Origin of the sequence: Granulicatella seriolae, assembly GCF_024543085.1 — a bacterium.
GTDB lineage: Bacteria > Bacillota > Bacilli > Lactobacillales > Aerococcaceae > Granulicatella > Granulicatella seriolae.
In genome coordinates this window covers 38,398-60,333 of sequence record NZ_JANHNZ010000001.1, presented here as the reverse complement: position 1 = coordinate 60,333, position 21,936 = coordinate 38,398, and the positions used below count along the sequence as shown (strand labels likewise).

Annotated in this window: 22 protein-coding genes; 20 read left to right on the top strand and 2 right to left on the bottom strand. The window is 36.9% G+C overall.

Translation table 11 applies throughout. From position 1 onward, the window contains the following. Positions 1 to 86: 86 nt before the first annotated feature. From NPA36_RS00270 to NPA36_RS00245, 6 genes are all read left to right on the top strand, one after another. Positions 87 to 800 carry an AzlC family ABC transporter permease gene (locus tag NPA36_RS00270; protein ID WP_256944118.1) on the top strand — a complete coding sequence of 238 codons (714 nt, stop codon included), beginning with the start codon at positions 87 to 89 and terminating at the stop codon, positions 798 to 800. Beyond that, entirely contained in the window at positions 793 to 1,116 is a 324-nt protein-coding gene (locus NPA36_RS00265; RefSeq protein WP_256944117.1) for a branched-chain amino acid transporter permease, read from the top strand. The genes NPA36_RS00270 and NPA36_RS00265 overlap by 8 nt, the downstream gene beginning before the upstream one ends. A gap of 115 nt (positions 1,117 to 1,231) precedes the next feature. After that, positions 1,232 to 2,299: a DNA polymerase IV gene (gene dinB / locus NPA36_RS00260; RefSeq protein WP_256944116.1), complete on the top strand. Its 1,068-nt coding sequence runs from the start codon at positions 1,232 to 1,234 to the stop codon at positions 2,297 to 2,299. Between the two features lie 89 nt (positions 2,300 to 2,388). Further along, a complete protein-coding gene (locus tag NPA36_RS00255; RefSeq protein ID WP_256944115.1) occupies positions 2,389 to 2,628 on the top strand; it encodes a YneF family protein in 240 nt (79 codons plus the stop codon). A 117-nt stretch (positions 2,629 to 2,745) separates the two neighbouring features. Further along, complete coding sequence (locus NPA36_RS00250; RefSeq protein ID WP_256944114.1) at positions 2,746 to 4,500, top strand: ABC transporter ATP-binding protein; 1,755 nt, start codon at positions 2,746 to 2,748, stop codon at positions 4,498 to 4,500. Beyond that, positions 4,500 to 6,290 (top strand): ABC transporter ATP-binding protein, encoded by a 1,791-nt coding sequence (locus tag NPA36_RS00245; RefSeq protein WP_256944113.1) that lies wholly within the window; start codon positions 4,500 to 4,502, stop codon positions 6,288 to 6,290. Before NPA36_RS00250 ends, NPA36_RS00245 begins: the two co-directional genes overlap by 1 nt. 282 nt (positions 6,291 to 6,572) lie before the next feature. Here the strand turns inward: NPA36_RS00245 and NPA36_RS00240 are convergent, their stop codons facing one another. Then, positions 6,573 to 7,352, bottom strand: a complete 780-nt coding sequence (locus NPA36_RS00240) for a DeoR/GlpR family DNA-binding transcription regulator (protein ID WP_256944112.1) — start codon at positions 7,350 to 7,352, stop codon at positions 6,573 to 6,575. A 146-nt stretch (positions 7,353 to 7,498) separates the two neighbouring features. Between NPA36_RS00240 and ulaG the strand changes: the two genes are divergently transcribed. The 11 genes from ulaG to NPA36_RS00185 all read left to right on the top strand — a co-directional run bounded on the left by ulaG (position 7,499) and on the right by NPA36_RS00185 (position 17,316). After that, positions 7,499 to 8,569 (top strand): L-ascorbate 6-phosphate lactonase, encoded by a 1,071-nt coding sequence (gene ulaG, locus NPA36_RS00235; RefSeq protein ID WP_256944463.1) that lies wholly within the window; start codon positions 7,499 to 7,501, stop codon positions 8,567 to 8,569. A gap of 18 nt (positions 8,570 to 8,587) precedes the next feature. Further along, positions 8,588 to 9,052, top strand: a complete 465-nt coding sequence (locus NPA36_RS00230) for a PTS sugar transporter subunit IIA (RefSeq protein WP_256944111.1) — start codon at positions 8,588 to 8,590, stop codon at positions 9,050 to 9,052. A 14-nt stretch (positions 9,053 to 9,066) separates the two neighbouring features. Beyond that, positions 9,067 to 10,563: a PTS ascorbate transporter subunit IIC gene (locus tag NPA36_RS00225; protein WP_256944110.1), complete on the top strand. Its 1,497-nt coding sequence runs from the start codon at positions 9,067 to 9,069 to the stop codon at positions 10,561 to 10,563. A gap of 36 nt (positions 10,564 to 10,599) precedes the next feature. Beyond that, positions 10,600 to 10,890, top strand: coding sequence for a PTS sugar transporter subunit IIB (locus NPA36_RS00220; RefSeq protein ID WP_256944109.1), 291 nt, complete (start codon positions 10,600 to 10,602; stop codon positions 10,888 to 10,890). Between the two features lie 12 nt (positions 10,891 to 10,902). Further along, on the top strand, positions 10,903 to 11,541 hold the full coding sequence (locus NPA36_RS00215; protein ID WP_256944108.1) for a 3-keto-L-gulonate-6-phosphate decarboxylase UlaD: 639 nt from the start codon (positions 10,903 to 10,905) through the stop codon (positions 11,539 to 11,541). Positions 11,542 to 11,584: 43 nt separating this feature from the next. After that, a complete protein-coding gene (locus NPA36_RS00210) occupies positions 11,585 to 12,442 on the top strand; it encodes an L-ribulose-5-phosphate 3-epimerase (protein ID WP_256944107.1) in 858 nt (285 codons plus the stop codon). Then, positions 12,435 to 13,148 carry an L-ribulose-5-phosphate 4-epimerase AraD gene (gene araD / locus NPA36_RS00205; RefSeq protein WP_328516863.1) on the top strand — a complete coding sequence of 238 codons (714 nt, stop codon included), beginning with the start codon at positions 12,435 to 12,437 and terminating at the stop codon, positions 13,146 to 13,148. Before NPA36_RS00210 ends, araD begins: the two co-directional genes overlap by 8 nt. 373 nt (positions 13,149 to 13,521) lie before the next feature. After that, on the top strand, positions 13,522 to 13,770 hold the full coding sequence (locus tag NPA36_RS00200; protein WP_256944106.1) for a DUF3781 domain-containing protein: 249 nt from the start codon (positions 13,522 to 13,524) through the stop codon (positions 13,768 to 13,770). Between the two features lie 718 nt (positions 13,771 to 14,488). Beyond that, on the top strand, positions 14,489 to 15,418 hold the full coding sequence (locus NPA36_RS00195; RefSeq protein ID WP_256944105.1) for a manganese-dependent inorganic pyrophosphatase: 930 nt from the start codon (positions 14,489 to 14,491) through the stop codon (positions 15,416 to 15,418). 108 nt (positions 15,419 to 15,526) lie between these two features. Next, entirely contained in the window at positions 15,527 to 16,429 is a 903-nt protein-coding gene (locus NPA36_RS00190) for a VOC family protein (RefSeq protein WP_256944104.1), read from the top strand. Continuing rightward, the gene (locus NPA36_RS00185; protein WP_256944103.1) at positions 16,426 to 17,316 is read left to right on the top strand and encodes a YitT family protein; all 891 of its coding nucleotides are present in this window, start codon (positions 16,426 to 16,428) and stop codon (positions 17,314 to 17,316) included. Before NPA36_RS00190 ends, NPA36_RS00185 begins: the two co-directional genes overlap by 4 nt. 266 nt (positions 17,317 to 17,582) lie before the next feature. On the opposite strand, the gene NPA36_RS00180 is transcribed toward NPA36_RS00185, so the two are convergent. Next, on the bottom strand, positions 17,583 to 18,431 hold the full coding sequence (locus NPA36_RS00180; protein WP_256944102.1) for a DegV family protein: 849 nt from the start codon (positions 18,429 to 18,431) through the stop codon (positions 17,583 to 17,585). A gap of 205 nt (positions 18,432 to 18,636) precedes the next feature. Here NPA36_RS00180 and truB point away from each other — a divergent pair, with 205 nt between their 5' ends. The 3 genes from truB (at position 18,637) to hemW (ending at position 21,761) form a co-directional block, all read left to right on the top strand. Further along, on the top strand, positions 18,637 to 19,542 hold the full coding sequence (gene truB, locus NPA36_RS00175) for a tRNA pseudouridine(55) synthase TruB (RefSeq protein WP_256944101.1): 906 nt from the start codon (positions 18,637 to 18,639) through the stop codon (positions 19,540 to 19,542). Between the two features lie 126 nt (positions 19,543 to 19,668). Beyond that, positions 19,669 to 20,616 carry a riboflavin biosynthesis protein RibF gene (gene ribF / locus NPA36_RS00170; protein WP_256944100.1) on the top strand — a complete coding sequence of 316 codons (948 nt, stop codon included), beginning with the start codon at positions 19,669 to 19,671 and terminating at the stop codon, positions 20,614 to 20,616. An 11-nt stretch (positions 20,617 to 20,627) separates the two neighbouring features. Further along, positions 20,628 to 21,761, top strand: coding sequence for a radical SAM family heme chaperone HemW (hemW, locus tag NPA36_RS00165; protein WP_256944099.1), 1,134 nt, complete (start codon positions 20,628 to 20,630; stop codon positions 21,759 to 21,761). The last annotated feature ends 175 nt before the right edge of the window (positions 21,762 to 21,936 follow it).

Genomic DNA, 21,936 nt, shown 5'->3' with positions numbered 1-21,936 from the left:
AAGAATTTGTATAGCAAAAAGGCTGAGCACTCCTCAGCCTTTTTGCTATTTCTAAAGGGAAGTTCAAAATAGAGAGGAGCTAAGTGATGACTAAAGAGATGAAAGAGGCGTTTCGACTAAGTTTGCCTATCAGTTTTGGCTATGTATTTTTAGCTATTGCTTTCGCCTTGTTAATGAGAGAAAGTGGATTTTCATTTTTACCGATTACACTGGCAAGTATGATTGTCTATGCCGGTTCTATGCAGTTTGCCTTGGTAGGCTTGCTCTCCTTGGTAATGCCATTATGGATGATTGCACTTATGACTCTTGTCATTAATTTTAGAATGTTATTTTATGGGATTAATTTTATTGAAGATTATAAAAAAATGGGCTGGAAGGCTCCTTATATGATGTTTGCCTTAACGGATGAAACCTTTTCTATTTTCCTAGGAATGAAGCAGTCTAGTAAAAAATATTCTCAAGAAACCTTTATTTGGGTGGCTGTATTTAATCATTTGTATTGGATTTCTGGCACGATTATTGGTTATTTCGTGGGAGATTATATCGGGTTTTCCACAAAAGGAATTGAATTTTCTATGACAGCACTCTTTGTGGTTATTGTAATAAATCAAATGAGTCAAGCTGCTTCTTATTTTCCATTTATTATTGGTGCTGTATCTGGCATCATTTCTTTAATTGTATTTGGTCCAACCTATTTTTTACTACCATCTCTAATTGCTACAATTATTCTCTTGTTTGTGGTAGAAGAAAGCCGACGAATATCTGATGGTCGCTTGAAGGGAGGAAAAGGTCATGACTAGCTTTTATGTTTATAGTGCCTTGATAATTTCAGGTTTGATTACCTTTGGGATAAGGGCAACGCCATTTCTCTTGTTTTCAAAGATGAAGAAGCTACCGTTGGCACTTGAATACCTTAGCTACACTTTACCTATGGCTATCATGGTGATTTTGGTCATTTATTCTTTAAAAGAAATGAATTTTACCACTAGTCCATATGGCTTGCCTGAAATAATTTGTGTGCTTCTGGTGATTGCTTTACATGTTTGGAAAAAGAATACACTTTTAAGCATCTTTCTTCCCACAATAATTTATATGGTACTGGTTCAAATTTTCTAGGAAAGCCTACCGTACTTAAAATATTTGAGTCCTTCACCCATTTCTATTACTTGTTTTTCTCTCTTATTTCATTTATACTTATAAGCGAACAGATGTTCCTTTGGAGGGTGTAAACATGGTGGGGAGAAAGATTTTACATATTGATATGGATGCTTTTTTTGCATCAGTTGAGCAGCGGGAGCATCCTGAATGGCGTGGAAAACCGGTGATTGTTGGTGGGAAATCTATTCAAAGAGGCGTGGTTTCTACTTGTTCTTATGAAGCTCGTCAATATGGTGTCCACTCAGCCATGCCTGTAAAGGAAGCTTTAGCCTTATGTCCTCAAGCGATTTTGGCATCTTCTAATTTTGAGTTGTACCGCAAAGTTTCTAGACAAGTACGGGAAATTTTTTATAAGTACACTGACTTAGTAGAGCCTCTTTCTATTGATGAGGCTTATTTGGATGTGACAGAAAATAAACTCAATATTGGCTCGGCCACAATTGTTGCTAAGTGTATCAAGGAAGAGATTTTTCAAGTGACTGGGTTGACCTGTTCTGTAGGAGTGTCTTTTAATAAATTTTTAGCCAAAGTTGCTTCGGGTTTTGAAAAACCAGCAGGAATAACGGTAGTGGATTATGAACGTTTTCCTAATTTTATTGCAGAGCTACCTATCGAAGATTTTTATGGCGTTGGCAAAGTCTCAGCCCAAAAATTAAAAGAATCGGGCATTAAGACTGGTAAAGATTTGCTAGACTTGGAGTTAGTAGACCTAACACGTAAATTTGGCAAGCAAGGCTATATTCTTTACCATCAGGTTCGAGGGAAATCGAATGATATTTTGGTACTAAACCGCAAAAGGAAGTCCATCTCTAAAGAAAGAACTTTTTTATCCGATACAGATGATGAACAGAAGTTAATTGGTGCTTTAGAGAATTTTTCTAAAGAAATAGCAGAAGAATTACAAATGAAACAATTGGTTGGAAAAAGTGTTAGTCTGAAAATACGAGATAAAAGCTTTCAAACGATGAATCGAAGCCATAGTTTGACGTATTATTTCAATGATCAAAACACCATTTTTACAGAAGTCATTGATCTATTTGAGAAAATATATCGACAAGAAGATATCCGACTCATCGGAGTCAACATTGGGCTTTTAGAAGAGGCGACTTCTGCCTATCAACAGTTAAGTTTGTTTGACTGAATCAGTTGAAAGAATCATTTTAGACTTTTCATTGAGCTGTTTTTTTAGTACAATATGATAATGGAGTATTAGTGAAGGGAGATAGAAACGTGAGTACAGGAATTTGGATTTTAATTGTCATCCTTGGTGTAGTTGCCGGTGCAGCTGGTGGATTCTTTTTAGCCCGTCGTTACATGATGGACTATTTTGCAGCAAACCCTCCAATTGATGAAGAAATGTTACGTATGATGATGACACAAATGGGTCAAAAACCATCAGAAACAAAAGTAAGACAAATTGCTGCTTCTATGAAAGCACAAGCTAAAAAGAACAGTCAAAAGAAAAAATAAGCCCTTATAAGGTTATTACTTAATAAAAATGGACACTTTAGAGTGTCTATTTTTATTTTTGTCTGAAAGACTGATACAATAGATAGATAGTTAAACAGAAAGAGGTGCTGGGAGATAATGGCAATTTTTAAAAAATTATCTTGGTTTTTTAAACAGGAAAAGAAACAATATGGGATAGGAATCACATTATTAGTCCTGGTTGCCTTGCTACAGGTAGCCAATCCATGGATGATGGGGAAATTAATTGACGAAATTGCTGATCAAAGCATAACGATGAACTCCATGGTTTTTTGGCTTTCCTTAATGTTGGGATCAGCAGTTGGACAATATGTCTTCCGATATTTGTGGAGGGTCAATATTTTTGGGACTTCCGTAAAATTGGAAAAAATTTTACGTGAACGACTTTTCCATCATTTTACTCAAATGGATACGGTATTTTTTCACCAACATCGAACGGGGGACTTAATGGCTCATGCAACTAATGACTTGAATGCCGTCAGACAGGTTGCAGCTGCAGGTATATTGACATTTGCCGATTCCCTGACAACAGGTGGGTTAACCTTAATTTCTATGGCTGTGGTGGTGGATTGGAAGCTAACTCTATTGGTGGTTCTTCCTTTACCCTTATTGATTTTGGTATCCCGAATTTTAGGAACCAGAATGCACGCACAATTCAAGCAAGCCCAAAAAGCTTTTTCAACGCTGAATAACAAGACCCAAGAAAGTATTTCAGGTGTTAAAGTTATTAAAACTTTTGGGGAAGAAGAAAAAGATGTTGAGCATTTTAAAACGATTACCAAAGAAGTTGTTGATGCGAATAAAAAAGTATTTAAGATAGATGCTCTTTTCAATCCAGCAATTAATTTAATATTAGGTATCACCTTTGCCTTAACCATTATCTTTGGTGGAAACTTTGTGGTGACTGGCGTCATTTCCATTGGGCAACTAGTTTCATTTATTTCATATATCGGTATGATGACTTGGCCAATGCTAGCTGTTGGTAGTTTGTTTAATGTATTAGAAAGAGGCAGTGCTTCTTATGATCGAATAGAACAGCTTTTATCTCAAGAATCTTCCATTTACGAAGCAGATCATCCTGTAGACCAGGCTTTAACAGGTGATTTGACGGTTTCTATCCAATCTTTTACTTACCCTGGTGCGACGATTCCTGTTGTTGAGGACTTAGACTTTACCCTTAAACAGGGAGAGACTTTAGGTATAGTTGGCAAAACAGGGTCTGGAAAGAGCACCATCTTCAAGCTTTTATTGAGAGAATACGACAACTATCAGGGGAGTATTGTATACAACAATATAGCGGTTAAGGATTACATGTTAGATACCTATTTGAAGGGAATAGGCTATGTTCCGCAAGACAACTTCTTGTTTTCGACCACCATTAGTGAGAATATTCGTTTTGCGAATCTAGATTATTCTATGGAAGAGGTTCATTCTGTTGCGAAAATGACCGCAATTCACTCAGACATTTTGGACTTTCCTCAAGGGTATGAAACCTTAGTTGGTGAACGTGGAGTTTCTTTGTCTGGTGGACAAAAGCAACGGATTTCTATTGCTAGAGCCTTAATTACTCGACCAGAGCTATTGATTATGGATGATTCTTTGTCAGCAGTAGATGCAAAGACTGAAGAAAAAATATTGTCTAACTTAAAAGAATTTCGTTCAGGCAAAACCACTATTATTTCGGCTCACCGAATTTCCAGTGTGATGCATGCCAATGAAATTATTGTAATGGACCAAGGACGTATTGTCGAACGAGGAAATCATCAGGAATTGCTTTCCTTAAATGGTTGGTATAAAGAAATGTATGACAAACAACAACTGGAATTAAAATTGGACGGGGAGGGGATTGACTAATGGAAGCAAGTAAATCTGGATGGAAGAAAACAATGTCCTTTAAAGAACAAGTCACTATCACCCGTAGAATCTCATCTTTTACCAGACCTTACCGCAAACAATTTTTGATTGCAGTTTTGTGGACTCTAGTTCTAACAGTCTTTAATATCTTAATCCCTCGTGTACTGCAGGTCTATATGGATGATTATCTAATTAAAGGAAATATCACTCTAACTATTTCTATTTATTTTGCCTTCGCATATCTGCTAGGAACCTTTGGCAAAATGTTAGCTCAATATTATGGCCGTTATTTTTTCTCACTGGCTTCAGAACAAACAGTAGAAAATATCCGTAATCATCTTTTTGAAAAGATTAATCAACTAGGTATGCGTTTCTTTGACCAAACGCCTGCAGGATCCTTAGTATCACGCATTACAAATGATACAGAAACTATTAAACAATTTTGGAATGTTTTCCTCGCTTTAATGGAAAGTTCTTTTGGTATGGTATCCGTTTCAATAGCCATGTTTGTTTTAAATGCTAAGGCAACAGGAGTGTTTTTATTGTTGTCTCCAGTGATGGTTTGGGCTATTTGGTATTACCAAAAATATAGCTCTAAAGTATATAGAGCTATGCGGGAAAGTCTATCGCAATTAAATACTAAGCTCAATGAATCTATTTCGGGCATGTCAATCATTCAACAATTTAGACAGGAAAAACGAGTTCAAGATGAATTTAATCGAATCAATGATAGTTACAATAGAAACCAGATTCGAATGGTTAAAATGAATGCACTCTTGCTCATGCCACTCATTAACTTATTGCAAGGGATTGCTTTGGTTATCGTTTTGTATATGTTCGGATTACAGTCTCTCGTTGGCCCAATTGAAGTCGGAGTTGTTTATGCTTTTACTTCCTATATCCAAAACTTTTTTAGGCCAATGGGTATGCTGATGGATAACCTTAGTGTCTTACAAGATGGTGTCGTCTCTAGTTCTCGCGTCTTAGACCTTTTAGATAACATGGAAATGGCACCAAAACAAGATGCTCTTCAACCATTGGAAATCAAAAATGGACGAATTGAGTTTAAACATGTATCCTTTTCTTATGATGGGCAAAATGATGTTCTAAAGGATATTTCTTTTACAGTAGAGCCAGGACAAACGATCGCTCTAGTAGGACATACAGGTAGTGGTAAGAGTTCGATCATCAATGTCTTCATGCGGTTTTATGAATTTGAGCGAGGAGATATCTTAATTGATGGGCATTCTATCAAAGAATACCCAATTGAAGAAATTCGCAAAAATATTGGGCTGGTCCTACAAGATTCATTCTTGTTCTATGGTGATATCACCCGCAATATCCGATTAATGGATGAGGATTTGACAGATAATGATGTTAGACATGCTGCTGAATTTGTTCATGCTGACCAGTTTATTGAAGCTTTGGATAATGGTTATCATTCAAAGGTGATAGAACGTGGGGCATCATACTCAAGTGGGGAACGGCAACTGCTGTCATTTGCCCGTACCATTATTCGCGAACCTAAGATTTTAGTGCTTGATGAAGCAACAGCAAGTATCGATACCCAAACAGAAGAATTCATTCAAGATAGCTTGAGAAATATGCGTAAAGACCGCACCACTATCGCTATTGCCCATAGATTATCGACCATTCATGATGCGAATCAAATTCTTGTCTTAGACAAAGGTAGAATTATCGAAAGAGGTACACATGATGAGTTGATTGCCTTGCAAGGAACTTACTATGATATGTATCGTTTACAATCTATGGAGGCGAGAGAGAAGTAGTTGGTATTTAAATCGTAATTTAAGTAGAATAGGAAAAGTTATTCTAGATAAAAAGGCTAGGCAAGAAGTTTTACTAATAATAAAACAAAAGAGTTTCCGAGAAAGAATCAGAAGTGAGAACGGTGATACCGCAATTTTTGATTCTTCCCCGGAAACTCTTTTTGTAATTTTGAAATAGATTTTATTCGATTTTTTCTTGAAAAATTCATAATAGTTTTATATTCTAATTTGTATGGCATTCAAAACCTATTCATCTAATTGTTTAGTCTTCAATTCCAATGCCTAAGCATTTACTTGAACTATTGTCACACCTTTATCTTCAATGGCTTTGAGGGCTTTGGGATTGGCGTATTCATCGGTAATAAGGATATCTACGGATGTGATATCTGCTACCATAAAGGTACTATCATTGCCGATTTTACGATAGTCACAAACGAGGATGACTAAATCATTGGTATTTTCTATCATAACCTTATTGACCCTGTGCTCATGTATATTGTTGGTAGAAATACCTTTTTCAGCACTAAGACCAGAACAGCCAATGATAGCAATATCTGACTGTATGACACTTAGATTAGTGACACATAGATCGCCAACTAAAGCTTTTTTTGGAAAACGAATCTCACCACCGGGTAGAATAATATTGGTATTTAAATGAACGTTATTGCGATCAACACGCAAATTATTAGTCACTAAGGTAAGAATACGGTCTTCCAGATAGTCAAAAGCTCTTAAGGCAGTGGATGATGAATTGATAAATAAAGTCATCCCATCCTTTACGTATCTAGCAGCTTGTTTGGCTATGTTTTGCTTAATCAGTTCAAGGGATTTATTTTCTGTATCCCCTTCATTTTTTTGCTGCGTATTAATAGTGGCACCGCCGTGATTTCGAATGATTTTACCCATTTTTTCTAGAATATCAAGATCTCGGCGAATGGTCATTGAGGAGACACCCATAATGCCAGATAAGTCATTGACTGACATGCTTAGGTCATCTTGGTGATACAAATAATTGATGATTGTTTCACGACGTTGGTTGACATTAACGAGAGAGTTTTTCATGTTCGTTTACCCCTTTAGTAAGAATTAATTAACATATAAGTCTATTATACACAATAAACGAACGTATACAAGTATAAAAGAACATATACGTGGGTTGTAAGCACTTACTATATCATTTATGATAGGGCTACCAAAGAGAAAGGGTGATTGGATTGAAAAATATTAATGAAGTCACAAAAGAAAAATGGTTGGCCGCAACATTTCCTGAATGGGGAACTTGGTTAAATGAAGAAATAGCTGCAAAGGAAGTGGATGAAGGGTCATTTGCTATGTGGTGGTTAGGTTGTACTGGTATTTGGTTGAAAACACATGAAGGAACAAACATTGTCATGGACATGTGGAACGGTACTGGCAAGCAGACTCATGGAAATGGCAAGATGAAGAAAGGTCATCAGATGCAACGAATTGGTGGCGTAAGCAACATGCAACCAAACTTAAGAAATGTACCTTTTGTCGTTGACCCATTTGAATTAAAAGATGTTGATGCTTTGGTTGTTTCTCATATACACTCTGACCACTTGGATATCGTAACTGCTTCCTCAGTGGCAAAGAATTGTCCCCAAGCAAAATTTATTGGACCTAAAGAAGTAGTCAACACATGGATTAAATGGGGTGTGCCTGAAGAGAGAACTATTGTGGTTAGACCTAATGACAGAGTTACTGTTGGAAGTGTTGAAGTTGTTGCATTGGAATCCTTTGATAGAACAGCTTTGGTGACCATTAATGACCCAGAAGAAAAACTAGCAGGAAAAATGCCTATCGACATGGATGATATTGCCGTTAATATCTTGTTTGAAACTAGTGGCGGAAATATATACCATGGAGCAGATTCACATTATGCTGTTATGTTTGCAAAACACGGTAAAGAACATGATATTGATGTTGCCTTAATTAACTATGGAGAAAACCCTCCAGGAATTCAAGACAAAATGACTTCAGTAGATGTTTTGCGTATGGCAGAAGCCTTACAAGCAAAAGTCGTTATTCCTGTGCATCATGATATTTGGACGAACTTCATGGCAGACCCAGAAGAAATCGTTACTTTATGGAATTTCAAAAAAGATCGATTACAATATGCTTTCACACCGTTTATTTGGCAAGTGGGCGGCCAATACAATTACCCACAAGATAAGAACAAAATTCGTTTCATGTTTGATAGAGGATTTCATGATGTTTTTGAAGGTGAAAATGACCTACCTTTCCCTTCGTTCTTATAATTAGGAGGAGCAAGCTCTATGCTGAAATATTTTAAAGAAAACCACTTAGTCAATTATGTGACTGAGCAACCCAAAGATTGGCAAGAAGCTATACGAGTTAGTTGCCAACAACTTGTAAATCAAGGGTATATCACTGAAGAATATATAGAAGAAATTGTAGAAAATGTCGTTAAATTTGGCCCTTATATTATCATTGCAGATCAAATAGCTATGCCGCATGCAGAAGGGAATAGCCCAGGAGTTAAGGGGACAGCCATAGCTTACACTAAATTTCCTAATGAAGTTATTTTTCATGATGCAGAAACTGGAGAAGACAGACCAGCTACCTTATTTTTCACTTTAGCTGCTGAAGATGCTGAGGCTCATTTAAATAATATTACACAATTAATGGACTTACTGATGGAAGAAGAAAATGTTGACGCTATGTTAGCTACAAAAACACTTGAAGATTTTGACAAACTACTAATAGAAGAGGGTAAATAGAAAGGAAGGTTAATATGGAATTTTTAGTTGGCATTTGGGAGTTTTTCGTTACAAACATTTTAACAAAGCCACATTTTTTAATTGGTTTAATTGTATTTATTGGTTATATGCTTTTGAAACGTCCTTGGTATGAATCTTTAGCTGGATTTATTAAGGCGACAGTTGGTTATTTGATTCTGACAGTAGGGTCTGGCGGTTTGATTACAAATTTCCGTCCAATTATTGTTGGATTAAGAGAAAGATTTCAACTAGATGCGATGGTTATTGACCCATATTTTGGGCAAAATGCTATTCAAGCTGCCATGGAAAAGGCGGGTAAGTCATTCGGGGATGTGATGATTCTCTTATTAACTGCTTATATTGTGAATATTCTATTGGTTCGTTTTTCTAGATATACCAAGTTACGTGCTGTCTTTACAACAGGTAACGTTCAAATCCAACAAGCCGCTACAGCTTTCTGGTTAATCTTCTTCTGTTTTCCTAACTTAGGTCGATGGGAAATCTTAGCAGTTATGGCTGTGCTTCTAGGCTTGTACTGGGCAGTTGGTTCTAACTTAACCGTTGACATCACACAAGAGTTGACGGAAGGTGCAGGTTTTGCTATTGCCCATCAACAAATGTTTGGAACTTTCTTCTTTGCTAAATTAGCAGAAAAGATGAGAAAAAGAGATGAAGCAAAAGGTAAAAAACAAGGCCGCCGTTTAGAGGATGTGGAATTACCTGGTTGGTTATCCATCTTTAATGAAAACATGGTTGCTACAGGTATCTTAATGACCCTCTTCTTTGGAGCAATTCTATTAGTACTTGGTAAACCTTATCTTGTTGGTGCGGAATTCATGGCTGAAAAGGATAACTTCTTCTTTTACATTTTGCAAACCTCACTATACTTTGCAGTTTACCTAGCTATCTTACAGTTAGGGGTTAGAACTTTCGTTGCCGAACTAACAGAATCCTTCCAAGGGATTGCAACTTCATTCTTGCCAAATTCTGTACCCGGTATTGACGTTGCAGCAACATTTGGTTTTGGTTCACCAAATGCAGTAACAATCGGATTTATTTCTGGAGCTATTGGACAATTTTTAGCTATTGGAATTCTACTGTTATTCAACTCACCAACCATCGTTGTAGCTGGATTTATCCCACTATTCTTTGATAATGCCGTTATTTCAGTTTTTGCCAATAACCGTGGTGGAGCTAAGTATGCCTTTATCTTCCCATTCATAAACGGCTTGATTCAAGTATTTGGTTCTGCTTTGATTGCGACATGGGTAGGTTTGTCAGGCTTTGGTGGATATCTAGGTATGACCGACTGGGCAACAGTATGGCCAATGTTTACGGTTATCATGAAATTCTTAGGCATTATTGGTGTCGTGGTTGTAGCGATTGTCTTAATTATCATTCCACAACTCCAATACCGTGCCAACAAAGAAGGCTATTTCTTGATTGTAAAAGACTATGAAGCCTATGCAGAAAAATTTTCACCATCTGATGATATCATGCACGCTGAGTAAGTAGTATAGTAAATAAATGAACGGAGGAATAAAATAATGAGAGTTTTAGTAGCATGTGGAAATGGGTCTGGTACTAGTCTAATGATTCGGAGAACCGTTGAAAAAGCGTTTAAAGCTAAAGATGTTCGCATTACCAACATTCATCACTGCGCCATTTCTGAAGGGAAAAGTATTGCGAAGAATTTTGATGTAGTGTTCACGCCAGCCAACTTTGTCAGCATGTTTGACCAAGCTGCACAAAAAGGGGTCAAAGTTGTGGGTGTAAAAAATCCAATGTCTCAAAAAGAAATCGAAGAAAGAATGGTTGAACACGAGATTGTCAAATAAAGGAGAATGAAAATGACCTTACCAAAACTACAAATTGCTTGCGATCATAGTGATTTACCAAGTGCATTAGCCGACATTAAGGCTGTTGGAGATATTGTTGATATTCTTGAAGTTGGTACTGTGCTCTTACTACAAGTAGGAGATGAAGCCATCAAATGTTTCAGAGCACTTTATCCTGACAAATTAATTGTTGCCGACCCTAAGTGTGCTGATGCTGGTGGAACAGTCGCTGCCAATATTAGAAAAGCTGGAGCAGATTACATGACTTGTATCTGTTCAGCAACGGTGGCAACCATGAAAGCTGCTGCAAAAGAGATTGACCAAGTACAAGTTGAACTCTATGGTGATTGGACCTACGAACACGCACAAGCTTGGTTAGATGCAGGGATTGATCAAGCGATTTATCACCAAAGTCGTGATGCACTCTTAGCAGGAGAAACTTGGGGCGATAAAGATCTCAATAAAGTAAAAAAACTGATTGATATGGGCTTCAAAGTATCCGTAACAGGTGGATTAGATGTAGACACCTTAGACTTATTTAAAGGTGTCAATGTCTATACCTTTATTACAGGAAGAGGCATTACCCAAGCAGAAAATCCGGCTAAAGCCGCACAAGATTTCCAAGATAAAATCAAAGAACTTTGGGGATAGAAATGTGTGACACCTACTGAAATATAGAGAAAGGTGGGATAAAGTGACAAGTTTAGGGATATATGAAAAAGCACTTCCGAAACATATTACATGGATTGAAAGACTAAACATGGCTAAAGAATTAGGCTTTGATTTTGTTGAAATGTCTATTGATGAAACGGATGAACGCTTAGCAAGGCTAGACTGGACAACTAAAGAACGACAAGAACTGGTCCAAGCTATACAGACAAGTGGGGTAAATATTTTCTCAATCTGCTTAAGTGGTCATCGTAGATACCCATTTGGTTCTTTAGACAAAAGTATCAGAGAAAAAGCGTTAGAGATTATGAAAAAAGCCATTGATTTGGCAAGTGATTTGGGTGTACGAAATATTCAATTAGCAGGATACGATGTTTATTATGAAGAAAAATCACCTCTAACACGCGAATATTTTATCGAAAATTTAAAAATTGCTGTAAATATGGCAGCGGCTAAGCAAGTCATGCTGTCCATAGAAATTATGGATGACCCTTTTATCAACTCCATTACCAAATTCAATCAGATAAAAAAACAAGTTCCTTCACCATGGTTACAGGTTTACCCAGATATTGGTAACATTTCTGCATGGCCAGAGAATAACCTTAATGTTGAATTGGAAAGAGGTATTGATTCCATTGTGGCTGTTCATTTGAAGGATACCCAAAATGTGACGGCTACGTTTCCTGGAAAGTTTAAGGAAGTACCATGGGGACAAGGTGATGTTGATTTTCTTGGAGCCTTAAAAACTTTGAAACGCTTAGGCTACGAAGGCACATTCCTGCTAGAAATGTGGAGCGAAACGTCTGATAATCCCTATGAAGAAATTAAAGGGGCTAAAGAATTTATGTTACCAATCTTAAAGGAGGCGGGATATCGTGTCTAGAGAAGAAACTATTCACGCCATGAAAGAACGTGTCTACCAAGCCAATCTACAATTACCAGATTGGGCGCTTGTAAAGTTAACATGGGGTAACGTTAGTGAGATTAACCGTGAATTAGGCGTCATTGTCATTAAACCAAGTGGTGTTCCTTATGAAAGCATGACAGCAGACCAAATGGTGGTCACTGATTTGGATGGAAATCTGTTAGAGGAAGGTGGACTTAAAGCTTCGTCTGATTTACCAACACATGTTATTCTTTACAAAGGTTTTGAGTCAATCGGCTCTGTTGCTCATACACACAGCACGCACGCAGTAACGTGGGCACAGTCAAGTCGAGATATTCCAGTATATGGGACGACCCATGCAGATACTTTTTATGGCCCTGTGCCCAACACAAGGCAGTTAAGCCAAAAAGAAGTAGAAGATGCTTATGAAGTCAACACAGGGAAAGTCATTGTGGAGACCTTCAAAGAAAGAGGCATCGACCCAGATGCGATACCAGCTGTTCTAGTCAATGGACATGGCCCATTCACTTGGGGCAAGACACCAGCAAAAGCTATTGAAAATTCCTATGTTTTGGATGAAGTAGCTGATATGGCAACACAAACAGAGCAAATTGGCGGAAAAGAAAATAAACTACCACAATTCGTTTTGGACAAACACTACTTCCGTAAACATGGAGCAGGCGCTTATTATGGACAAGGGTAAAAAAGAAACAAAAGGTTTTTATATCTTGAAATGACCCTGTGAGAAAAAATAATTTCATTTTAAATAAGCTGCTACAAAATTCACCTTTGAGTTTTGTAGCAGTTTTTAATTTAAAAATAGGCTGGAAATCTGATTATTCACATAAACACTGGACTTATTCGAGTTTATTAAGGAGATTAACAATCAAATCATTACTATTTCAATACTTATGGATGAGCTTCGATACGACGATTTACCCTTGAAACGTGAGGAAACAAAGACACTTCCAATCAAAGCTGAATTTGTAAAGGGGGACACTTCAAAAATGAGGTGTCTATTCTTGTGAGAGAATGATATAGTTAAATCAAAGATAGTTTGAAAGGTGAATAGACATATGGAACAAAAGGATAAGTTGATTGATCATTTAGAAAAGTTACATACAACAGAATTAGGTATAATGAGAATTAAACGAAATTTGTCCTTAAATACTGATGATGTTGTTAATTGGTGTGAATCAATCATTAAATCTAATCAAAGCGTCATTAGTCGAAAGGGTAAAAACTGGTATATTCAAAACAAAGACTGCACTATTACTGTTAACGCAAATAGTTATACAATAATTACTGCTCACAAGAGAAAATAATTTTTCATACATTTCCTATTATTTTTGGCAAGACATTTCAAAAAAGGTGTCTATTTTTCACCCAATTTTGAAAGGACGTGACCCCATGAAAACAGAATATCAAGGTCATTCCTCACCGACCAGCCATTAAACAAATTTGAAGCTCCAGACAATCGGTCAGAAATGAGAACGGTGGCACTACCGTAAGCCAAGGTCTTCTGGCTCAGCTGTCTATGTACCTGAGATGGGGCTGGACAAAAAGTCCAAATGGTAACCAAATAAAATAGTTCCCCAAAAATCTATCCGAAATAACGGTGTAAAGCATAGCTGACGCACAGTGGATGTTTCGGCTTTAGCCGATTTACAGCCACGTAGACAGCTAAGCCGAAAGACCAAGGCTTTCGGCGGTGCCACCGTTCCCATTTCTGATAGATTTTTGGGGAACTATTTTATGATTTAAAATGCTTTTATTTTACTACAGAGTTTTTGCCCAGCCCCAACAATCACTATTCATCAGCTATACTTTACACCATCATTTCTGACCGATTGTCTGGAGATTCAAATTTTTTTATCAAAACACATCCATATAAAAAACATAAAACGCTTATGCATGATTAGTTTCTGATAAAGGTTTCATAAAAACATGAAAACCAAGTAAACTTTTGATAAAGTCATTGGTAAGTGAAACCAATTGTGATAAACTATAACTACATAACATTAGATTGAGAGGTTTTAACACATGGGTAAATTACTAGTTTTTGGTCACCAAAACCCTGATACAGATGCCATCACATCGGCTATCTCGTATGCATATTTATTAAATCAATTAGGAGAAGAAGCTGAGGCAGTGGCTTTAGGAGAAGTCAGTGAAGAAACACAATTTGCGTTAGACTACTTCCATAAACAAGCGCCACGTGTCATTGAAACAGCAGCAAACGAAACTGACCGTGTGGCACTTGTTGACCACAATGAAGCACAACAAAGCGTATCGGATATCCAGGAAGTGCAAGTAGATTATGTGGTAGACCACCATCGAATTGCTAATTTCCAAACAGCTAATCCTTTATTCTACCGTGCGGAGCCAGTTGGTTGTACTAACACGATCATTTACAAACTTTTCAAAGAAAAACATATCGCTATTCCAGCAGATATTGCAGGTTTAATGGTTTCAGCTATTGTTTCTGATACCCTACTTTTCAAATCACCGACATGCACTCAAGAAGATATTGAAGCAGCTACAGAGTTAGCTGAAATTGCTGGCTTAGATATCAATACCTATGGCTTAGAAATGCTGAAAGCTGGAACTAATTTAGCAACTAAAACGGAAGCAGAATTGTTAAACATGGATGCTAAGTCATTTCCAATGGGTGGAAAAACAGTCCGTATTGCTCAAGTGAATACGGTTGATACTGCTGATTTATTGAGTAGAAGAGGATTATTAGAGTCAGTGATGGAAACCGAAAATCAACAGGAAGGCTATCATGTCTTTGTTTTAGTCATTACCAATATCTTAACGAGCGAATCTACTGTTTTAGTAGTTGGTCAAGACTTAGAACTTGTGGCCCAAGCCTTTGAATCTGAATATCTTGATGGATTATTGGTCTTACCTGGCGTTGTTTCTCGAAAGAAACAAGTTGTACCACCGTTAACACTAGCATTTGACAAATAAGTGACTCTCTCTTTCGAGGATTTCTTATGAAAGACTAAGAAATCCTCGGTCTTTTTTTACGATAAAAGGCTAGAGCCTGAGTTTTTTGTACGAGAAGAAAGGAATATTATGAAATCGTTGATTGACTATCTTAAGGATTTATTTCATGTGAATGTGTCAGATGATACTGAATGGACACTTGGTTTGTTGAGTATATCTGTCCAAGAGTTACATACAATGAAACGTTTTTATACAAAAATATTAGGCTTATCAGTCTTGCAACAGCATAACGATATGCTTCTTTTAGGCATTGCCAATGGAAGTGTGCCTTTACTCAAATTGGTTAAAAGAAGTTCAAAGCAAGTTTTTACTAGTAGTGAAAGCAATCTATACTCATTCGCTTTTAAATTACCAAAACAAAAACAAATGGGGAGCTTAGTAAACCATTTATTGTTAGAAGATAAGGTCATCAATGCCAGTAGTGATGATGGCTATAGTGAAGCGATATATCTTTTAGACCCAGAAGGAAATCGTGTCAAAGTTTACTGGGATAAGCCTCAAGCACAGCACAAGTCTAGTGATCCCGCTTATCGCGAGGGGACTAATACTCAAATTGAGTTAGATTATTTTCTAAAGCTGGGAGGAGAGCCTTACCAAGCTATTCCACAAGGGACAATATTAGGGCAAGTCCATTTATCAGTGACATCTCTGGAAAAGTCTGAAAGTTTTTATACATCAATCTTGCCTTTTAAAACAACCTTAGATTATTTGTTCAAGCGTAAAAATTTAGTTATGAACCATAATCACTATAGTCTTAGTTTTAATGAGTGGTTGGCAGACAAAGATTTTGTTTTCCCTGGTGATCAAAAGGTTCAATGTTTGACACTTATGGCACCGTCTATTCGTGACATGCAGATGTTAGCGGAGCGCCTAGAAGAAGCAAATTATGTATATGATTATAAAGATGGGGATCTTTTCTTTAAAGATCCTAATCACATTCCAATTCAAATAACTGTGAGGGATAAAGCATGAGTGTATTAGATGTCGTGAATGAACGACGGCTAAGAAAACACAAAAAATTAAGAACCATGGTAACGCTCCTTGCTATTACAGCATCAGGTTTTCTTCAAGCAGCAACTTTAAAAATGTTCATTCAACCTTCAAACCTCTTGTCAAGTGGTTTTTTGGGAATTTCTATTCTAGTCAATCAAATAGCAAAACTTTCTGGCATAACTATTCCCATTGCAGCGTTAATGATTCTAATTAACATACCAGTTGCTTTTATCTGTTTTAAAGGAATTAGTCCTCGATTCACCATTTTTTCTATCCTTCAGGTATTTATTTCAAGTTTCTTTATCTCTACCTTGAATTTCAAACCCATCAGTGATGACATTATCTTGAATGTGATTTTTGGTGGGGTATTGAATGGGCTTGCGGTTACCATGGCTTTAAAGGGAAACGCATCAACAGGAGGAACAGATTTTATTGCGCTTTATGTATCCAATAAGAGTGGTAAAACAATTTGGCAACAAGTGTTTCTTTTCAATATTGTACTTTTACTAATCTTTGGTGCCTTATTTGGATGGGAGCATGCTGGCTATTCCATCATCTTTCAATATATTTCGACTAAGGTTATTAGCACCTTCCACAGGCGCTATCAACGAGTTACTTTGCAGATTACGACTAAGCATGCTGATACTGTTATGGATGCCTATCTTAAACAAATTAGACATGGAATTTCTTGTGTTGAAGCAGTGGGCGGTTATAGTCATGAAAGGATGTACCTGCTGCATACGGTTTTATCTTCCTATGAAGTTATGGATGCTGTTCAAGTTTTAAAGGATGCGGACCCACACATTATTATTAACCAACTATCTACAATAAATTTTTATGGAAGATTCTACCGCGAACCAGAGTGAATGTTCAAGGACTTAGCATAGAGTTCGTACTATAACAAAACAAAAGAGTTCCCGAGAAACATATCAGAAAATAGCGGTGTAAAGCATAGCTGACGCACAGTAGCTGTTTCGACTTTAGTCGATTACAGATACGTAGACAGCTAAGCCGTGAGACCAAGGCTCACGGCGGTGCCACCGTTTCGATTTCTGATATGTTTCTCGGGAACTCTTTTGTGATTTAGAAAGAGATTTTAACCTTACGAAGTTTTGGCCTGCTCCTTTAACTTTCACTCATTCATCAAATAAGTTAAGGCCATAGCATTTTCACCAGTATGGCTCATAATGATAGGGGAAGTCACAACGACTGTTAGAGGCACATTTGGGAAAAGTTTTCTAAGAATATCAATGTTAGCTTGGTTAAACTCATTAAGCCCAGCATGCATGATAGAAATAGCTTTAATACCTTGTGGAACTTCAAGCATTTCTTGGAAGACTTGGTCATATTTTTTCTGCAAAGATTTTAAGCCTCGACCTTTTTGGATGATTTCTATTTGTCCGTTAATCACTTGTAAAAAAAGTTTAATATTTAAAAGGTTTGAAAAAGCCCCCATCAAGCGGCTGATCCGTCCACCTTTGATTAGGTTATCCAATTCCAAAACAGTCAAGTATAAAATTGTATTTTCGATAGCTTTATTTATCACGTCTAATACTTCTTCGTAGGATTTACCTTCGTCGATAGCTTTAGCAGCTTCTAGCACAATTTGGCCCATGGATCTAGAGGTGAATTGTGAGTCAATAACCGTAACAGAAGCTTCCGTGATATCAGCTGCTTGTCTGGCTGAATCAACAGTTCCACTGATAGATTTCATTAAGTGAATAGAAATAATATGGGTAGCTTCTTTACCTAATTCATCATAAACCTCAACAAACTTACCAATAGCCGGCTGAGCTGTTTTTGGGAGATTGGCGCTTTGTCTCATTTGTTTTATAAATTCTTCCTTACTTATGGTCACACCGTCTACATAATGGTGTTCATCAATAGAAATATTTAAAGGCACAACACTTATGCTGTATTTCTCTATCTCTTCAGGGGTTAAATCTGAAGTAGAATCAGTAACCAAGCGAATAGTTGTCATACTTTCACTCCTTCATTACACTTTTATTTGTAGTTATCATATCATATTCTTGAACAAGTCTCTAAAAAATTCACTTTATTTTTTGAAAATCATTGCAAATCGCAAACAGTAGCCCCTCTATTATGGTATACTATCATGGCAAAGAAGCTAGTTGGATTATATTTGAAACTGGTGAAGATTATTAGGAATATGGAGGAGTTTTTATATGGATGGCATCATTCCATTATGGAAAGAGAAGGGAATGACATCATTTGACTGTGTTTTTCAAGTCAGAAAGCTCTTAAAGATGAAACGAGTGGGACATTCTGGTACACTAGATCCTCAAGTCGATGGTGTTTTGCCTATTTGTATTGGAAAAGCTACTAAAGTAGTTGAGTTTTTACTAGAGTCTGAAAAGGCATATCAAGGAGAAATTTGTCTTGGAATTTCTACGGAAACGGAGGACGCTTATGGTGACGTGGTAGAACAAGTCGCTCTTAACAATATTCTAAGACTTGACCTGATCGATGACTTAATGAAAGATATGGAGGGGACACTTCAACAAGTCCCACCTATGTATTCAGCAGTCAAAGTAGATGGCAAGAGACTCTACGAATATGCTAGAAAGGGTCAAGAAGTTACCCGACCAATTCGTCAAGTTGAGATCTATTCTTTTGTAAGAACAGGTCAACCAATATACCATGCAGATAACCAGACGGTCACATGGCCTTTTGAAGTACACTGTTCTAAAGGAACTTATATCCGTACCTTAGCAGTTGATTTAGGCAAGAAATTAGGGTTTCCAGCCCATATGTCGCAATTAACACGTATTAAGAGTGCAAGTTACCAAAAAGAGGATTGCCTTACTTTGGCACAGTTAAAAGAATTGGTTGCTAGTGACCGAGTGAAAGAAGCTATCTTACCTATTGAAACAGCGCTAGATAGTTTTGAAAAAGTTGATTTAAGTTCGGAATTATTTGATAAAGTAAAACATGGTGCATTACTAGAAGAAAGCCTATTTCAAGAAGAATTAACATGGCCAGTCGCTTTTTACTACCAAGGAAATCTCATTGCTTTATATCATAAACATGCACAAAAAGAAGGGTTAATAAAACCATATAAGATGTTTTAACCACTCTAAGAACAGGGCAAAAATACTGATGAACAGAATTAGATTTGAGGGCAAATCAGTTGGAGTGGCACTTACAAGGTAAACAAAGACTTTTGCCTAGTCCCAAGATTAAAGGAGAGAAAAATTTTGCAAGTCATACAATTAACACACCCTTACAAAGAAAATCAAATCCCTAAAGAAGATATTGTCCTAGCATTAGGCTTTTTCGATGGCATTCATAAAGGACACCAAAAAGTTATCACAACTGCCGCAAAAATTGCGAAGGCATCCAACTATAAACTAGCCGTCATGTCATTCGACCACCATCCTTCAGTTGTCTTTGGAAATGCAAAAGTTGAAGATATTCAATACATTTCACCGATGGAACGAAAAATTGAACTACTAGAAAACTTAGGAGTAGACTATTTTTACGTCGTTCAATTTGACAAAGACTTTGCCAGTTTAAAACCACAAGAATTTGTAGACCAGTATATAGTTGCTTTACATACACAAGTTGTAGTTGCAGGTTTCGATTATACGTATGGCCCTCACGAAATTGCCAATATGGAATTGCTACAAACATACAGCCAAAATCGTTTTGAAATTGTTACCATACCCGAACAACGCAATCGACATGGAAAGATTAGTTCAACTGCTATCCGCCAAGCCCTTGAAAGTGGTCAAATGCATTCGGCTAATAAACTTCTAGGATATACCTATCAATTCTCTGGTGAGGTTGTACATGGACATGGAAGAGGAGGACGTTTACTTGGTTACCCAACAGCCAATTTGAAAGTGGATAAAGAAGTTCTTCTACCAGCAAGGGGTGTTTACATTTGTCAAGCAAAGATTGATGGTGTCTGGTATCCTGCTATGTCATCTATTGGTTTTAACCCCACCTTTGTTCCTGAAGAACAAGTAACGATAGAAGTGAATATCCTAGGTTTTGACCAAGACATCTATGGACAAGTGATTGAAACAAAGTGGTATTTCTATCTAAGACCAGAATTAAAATTTGATTCTGTTGATGCACTCATCAAACAATTAGATCAAGATAAGATGGCAACTGAGGAGTACTTCTCAAAGAAAGGATAAGGTAGACCACTATGAAATCAGCCTACATTCATATCCCTTTTTGCTCTCACATTTGTTACTACTGTGACTTCAATAAAGTATTTATCGAAGGCCAACCGGTAGATGAATATGTTGATCTATTGATAAAAGAGATGGCTTTGGTTTCTCAACGAGACCAGATAGAAGCACTGGATACCCTCTATATTGGTGGTGGGACACCTTCGACTTTGTCCGTAGAACAAATGTCAAGACTGTTGGAGGGTATTTATCGATATTTGCCTATCAAAAATCAGGCTGAATTTACCATTGAGTTAAACCCAGATGATGGTTCGATAGAAAAATTGCAAACACTCAAAGACTATGGAGTGAACCGAATTAGCATGGGTGTTCAATCCTTTAATGATAATTTGCTAAAAGCTATCGGCCGCAAACATCGGGCTAAAACGGTTTATAGAACTGTTGATGCTGCAAGACGTGCTGGATTCGATAATATTTCGATTGATTTGATATTTCGATTGCCAAAACAAACAATGGCTGATTTTCAAGACAGTTTAGAGCAAGCCATTGCCTTGGATTTACCACATTACTCTGTTTATTCCTTGATTTTGGAACAAAAAACCATTTTTTATAATTTGATGCGTTTAGGAAAATTGCCATTACCTAGTCAAGACGAAGAGGCAGATATGTTTCAAATGGCGATGGATACCATGCAAGGCAATGGTAGAATGCACTATGAAATCAGTAACTATGCCTTGCCAGGATATGAATCCAAACACAATCTTCATTATTGGAATGCCGATGAATACTACGGTTTTGGAGCTGGAGCACATGGCTATGTCAATGGGAGTCGCTATCAAAATTTTGGTCCGATTCAACATTATTTAGAACCACTTAGACAAGGACAACTACCCATTTTACAAACTGAACCCTTAAACCAACAAGCTTTGATAGAAGAATTCATGTTTTTGGGTTTAAGAAAAATGTCCGGTGTAACGTTTAAAGAATTTGAAAGACGTTTTTCTTCTAAGGTTACGGATTATTATCAAGAGGTATTAAGCGACCTAAGCTACAGAAAATTAATTTCACTTGATGAAAAAAGAATAGCTTTGACAAATCAAGGTAAATTTTTAGGGAATGAAGTTTTCCAATCGTTTTTATTGGATTAAGAGAATGAACATACAAAAGCAATGGTCGTCAGAATACTGATAACCATTGCTTTTTTTAGCTATTTTAGTTAGAAAAAATCGGTCTAAAGTCTCATGGGTTTTTTCTTGACATATTTTGACCTTCATGGTAAATTATTAATGTGATTAGCACTCATCTTTGTCAAGTGCTAAAGAG

What these genes read in the sequence shown, in the direction of transcription:
- NPA36_RS00270 (WP_256944118.1), top strand. Translation starts at nt 87, where the DNA reads ATGACTAAAGAGATGAAAGAGGCGTTTCGACTAAGTTTGCCTATCAGT.
- NPA36_RS00265 (WP_256944117.1), top strand. Translation starts at nt 793, where the DNA reads ATGACTAGCTTTTATGTTTATAGTGCCTTGATAATTTCAGGTTTGATT.
- dinB (WP_256944116.1), top strand. Translation starts at nt 1,232, where the DNA reads ATGGTGGGGAGAAAGATTTTACATATTGATATGGATGCTTTTTTTGCA.
- NPA36_RS00250 (WP_256944114.1), top strand. Translation starts at nt 2,746, where the DNA reads ATGGCAATTTTTAAAAAATTATCTTGGTTTTTTAAACAGGAAAAGAAA.
- NPA36_RS00245 (WP_256944113.1), top strand. Translation starts at nt 4,500, where the DNA reads ATGGAAGCAAGTAAATCTGGATGGAAGAAAACAATGTCCTTTAAAGAA.
- NPA36_RS00240 (WP_256944112.1), bottom strand. Translation starts at nt 7,352, where the DNA reads ATGAAAAACTCTCTCGTTAATGTCAACCAACGTCGTGAAACAATCATC.
- NPA36_RS00230 (WP_256944111.1), top strand. Translation starts at nt 8,588, where the DNA reads ATGCTGAAATATTTTAAAGAAAACCACTTAGTCAATTATGTGACTGAG.
- NPA36_RS00225 (WP_256944110.1), top strand. Translation starts at nt 9,067, where the DNA reads ATGGAATTTTTAGTTGGCATTTGGGAGTTTTTCGTTACAAACATTTTA.
- NPA36_RS00220 (WP_256944109.1), top strand. Translation starts at nt 10,600, where the DNA reads ATGAGAGTTTTAGTAGCATGTGGAAATGGGTCTGGTACTAGTCTAATG.
- NPA36_RS00215 (WP_256944108.1), top strand. Translation starts at nt 10,903, where the DNA reads ATGACCTTACCAAAACTACAAATTGCTTGCGATCATAGTGATTTACCA.
- NPA36_RS00200 (WP_256944106.1), top strand. Translation starts at nt 13,522, where the DNA reads ATGGAACAAAAGGATAAGTTGATTGATCATTTAGAAAAGTTACATACA.
- NPA36_RS00195 (WP_256944105.1), top strand. Translation starts at nt 14,489, where the DNA reads ATGGGTAAATTACTAGTTTTTGGTCACCAAAACCCTGATACAGATGCC.
- NPA36_RS00190 (WP_256944104.1), top strand. Translation starts at nt 15,527, where the DNA reads ATGAAATCGTTGATTGACTATCTTAAGGATTTATTTCATGTGAATGTG.
- NPA36_RS00185 (WP_256944103.1), top strand. Translation starts at nt 16,426, where the DNA reads ATGAGTGTATTAGATGTCGTGAATGAACGACGGCTAAGAAAACACAAA.
- NPA36_RS00180 (WP_256944102.1), bottom strand. Translation starts at nt 18,431, where the DNA reads ATGACAACTATTCGCTTGGTTACTGATTCTACTTCAGATTTAACCCCT.
- truB (WP_256944101.1), top strand. Translation starts at nt 18,637, where the DNA reads ATGGATGGCATCATTCCATTATGGAAAGAGAAGGGAATGACATCATTT.
- hemW (WP_256944099.1), top strand. Translation starts at nt 20,628, where the DNA reads ATGAAATCAGCCTACATTCATATCCCTTTTTGCTCTCACATTTGTTAC.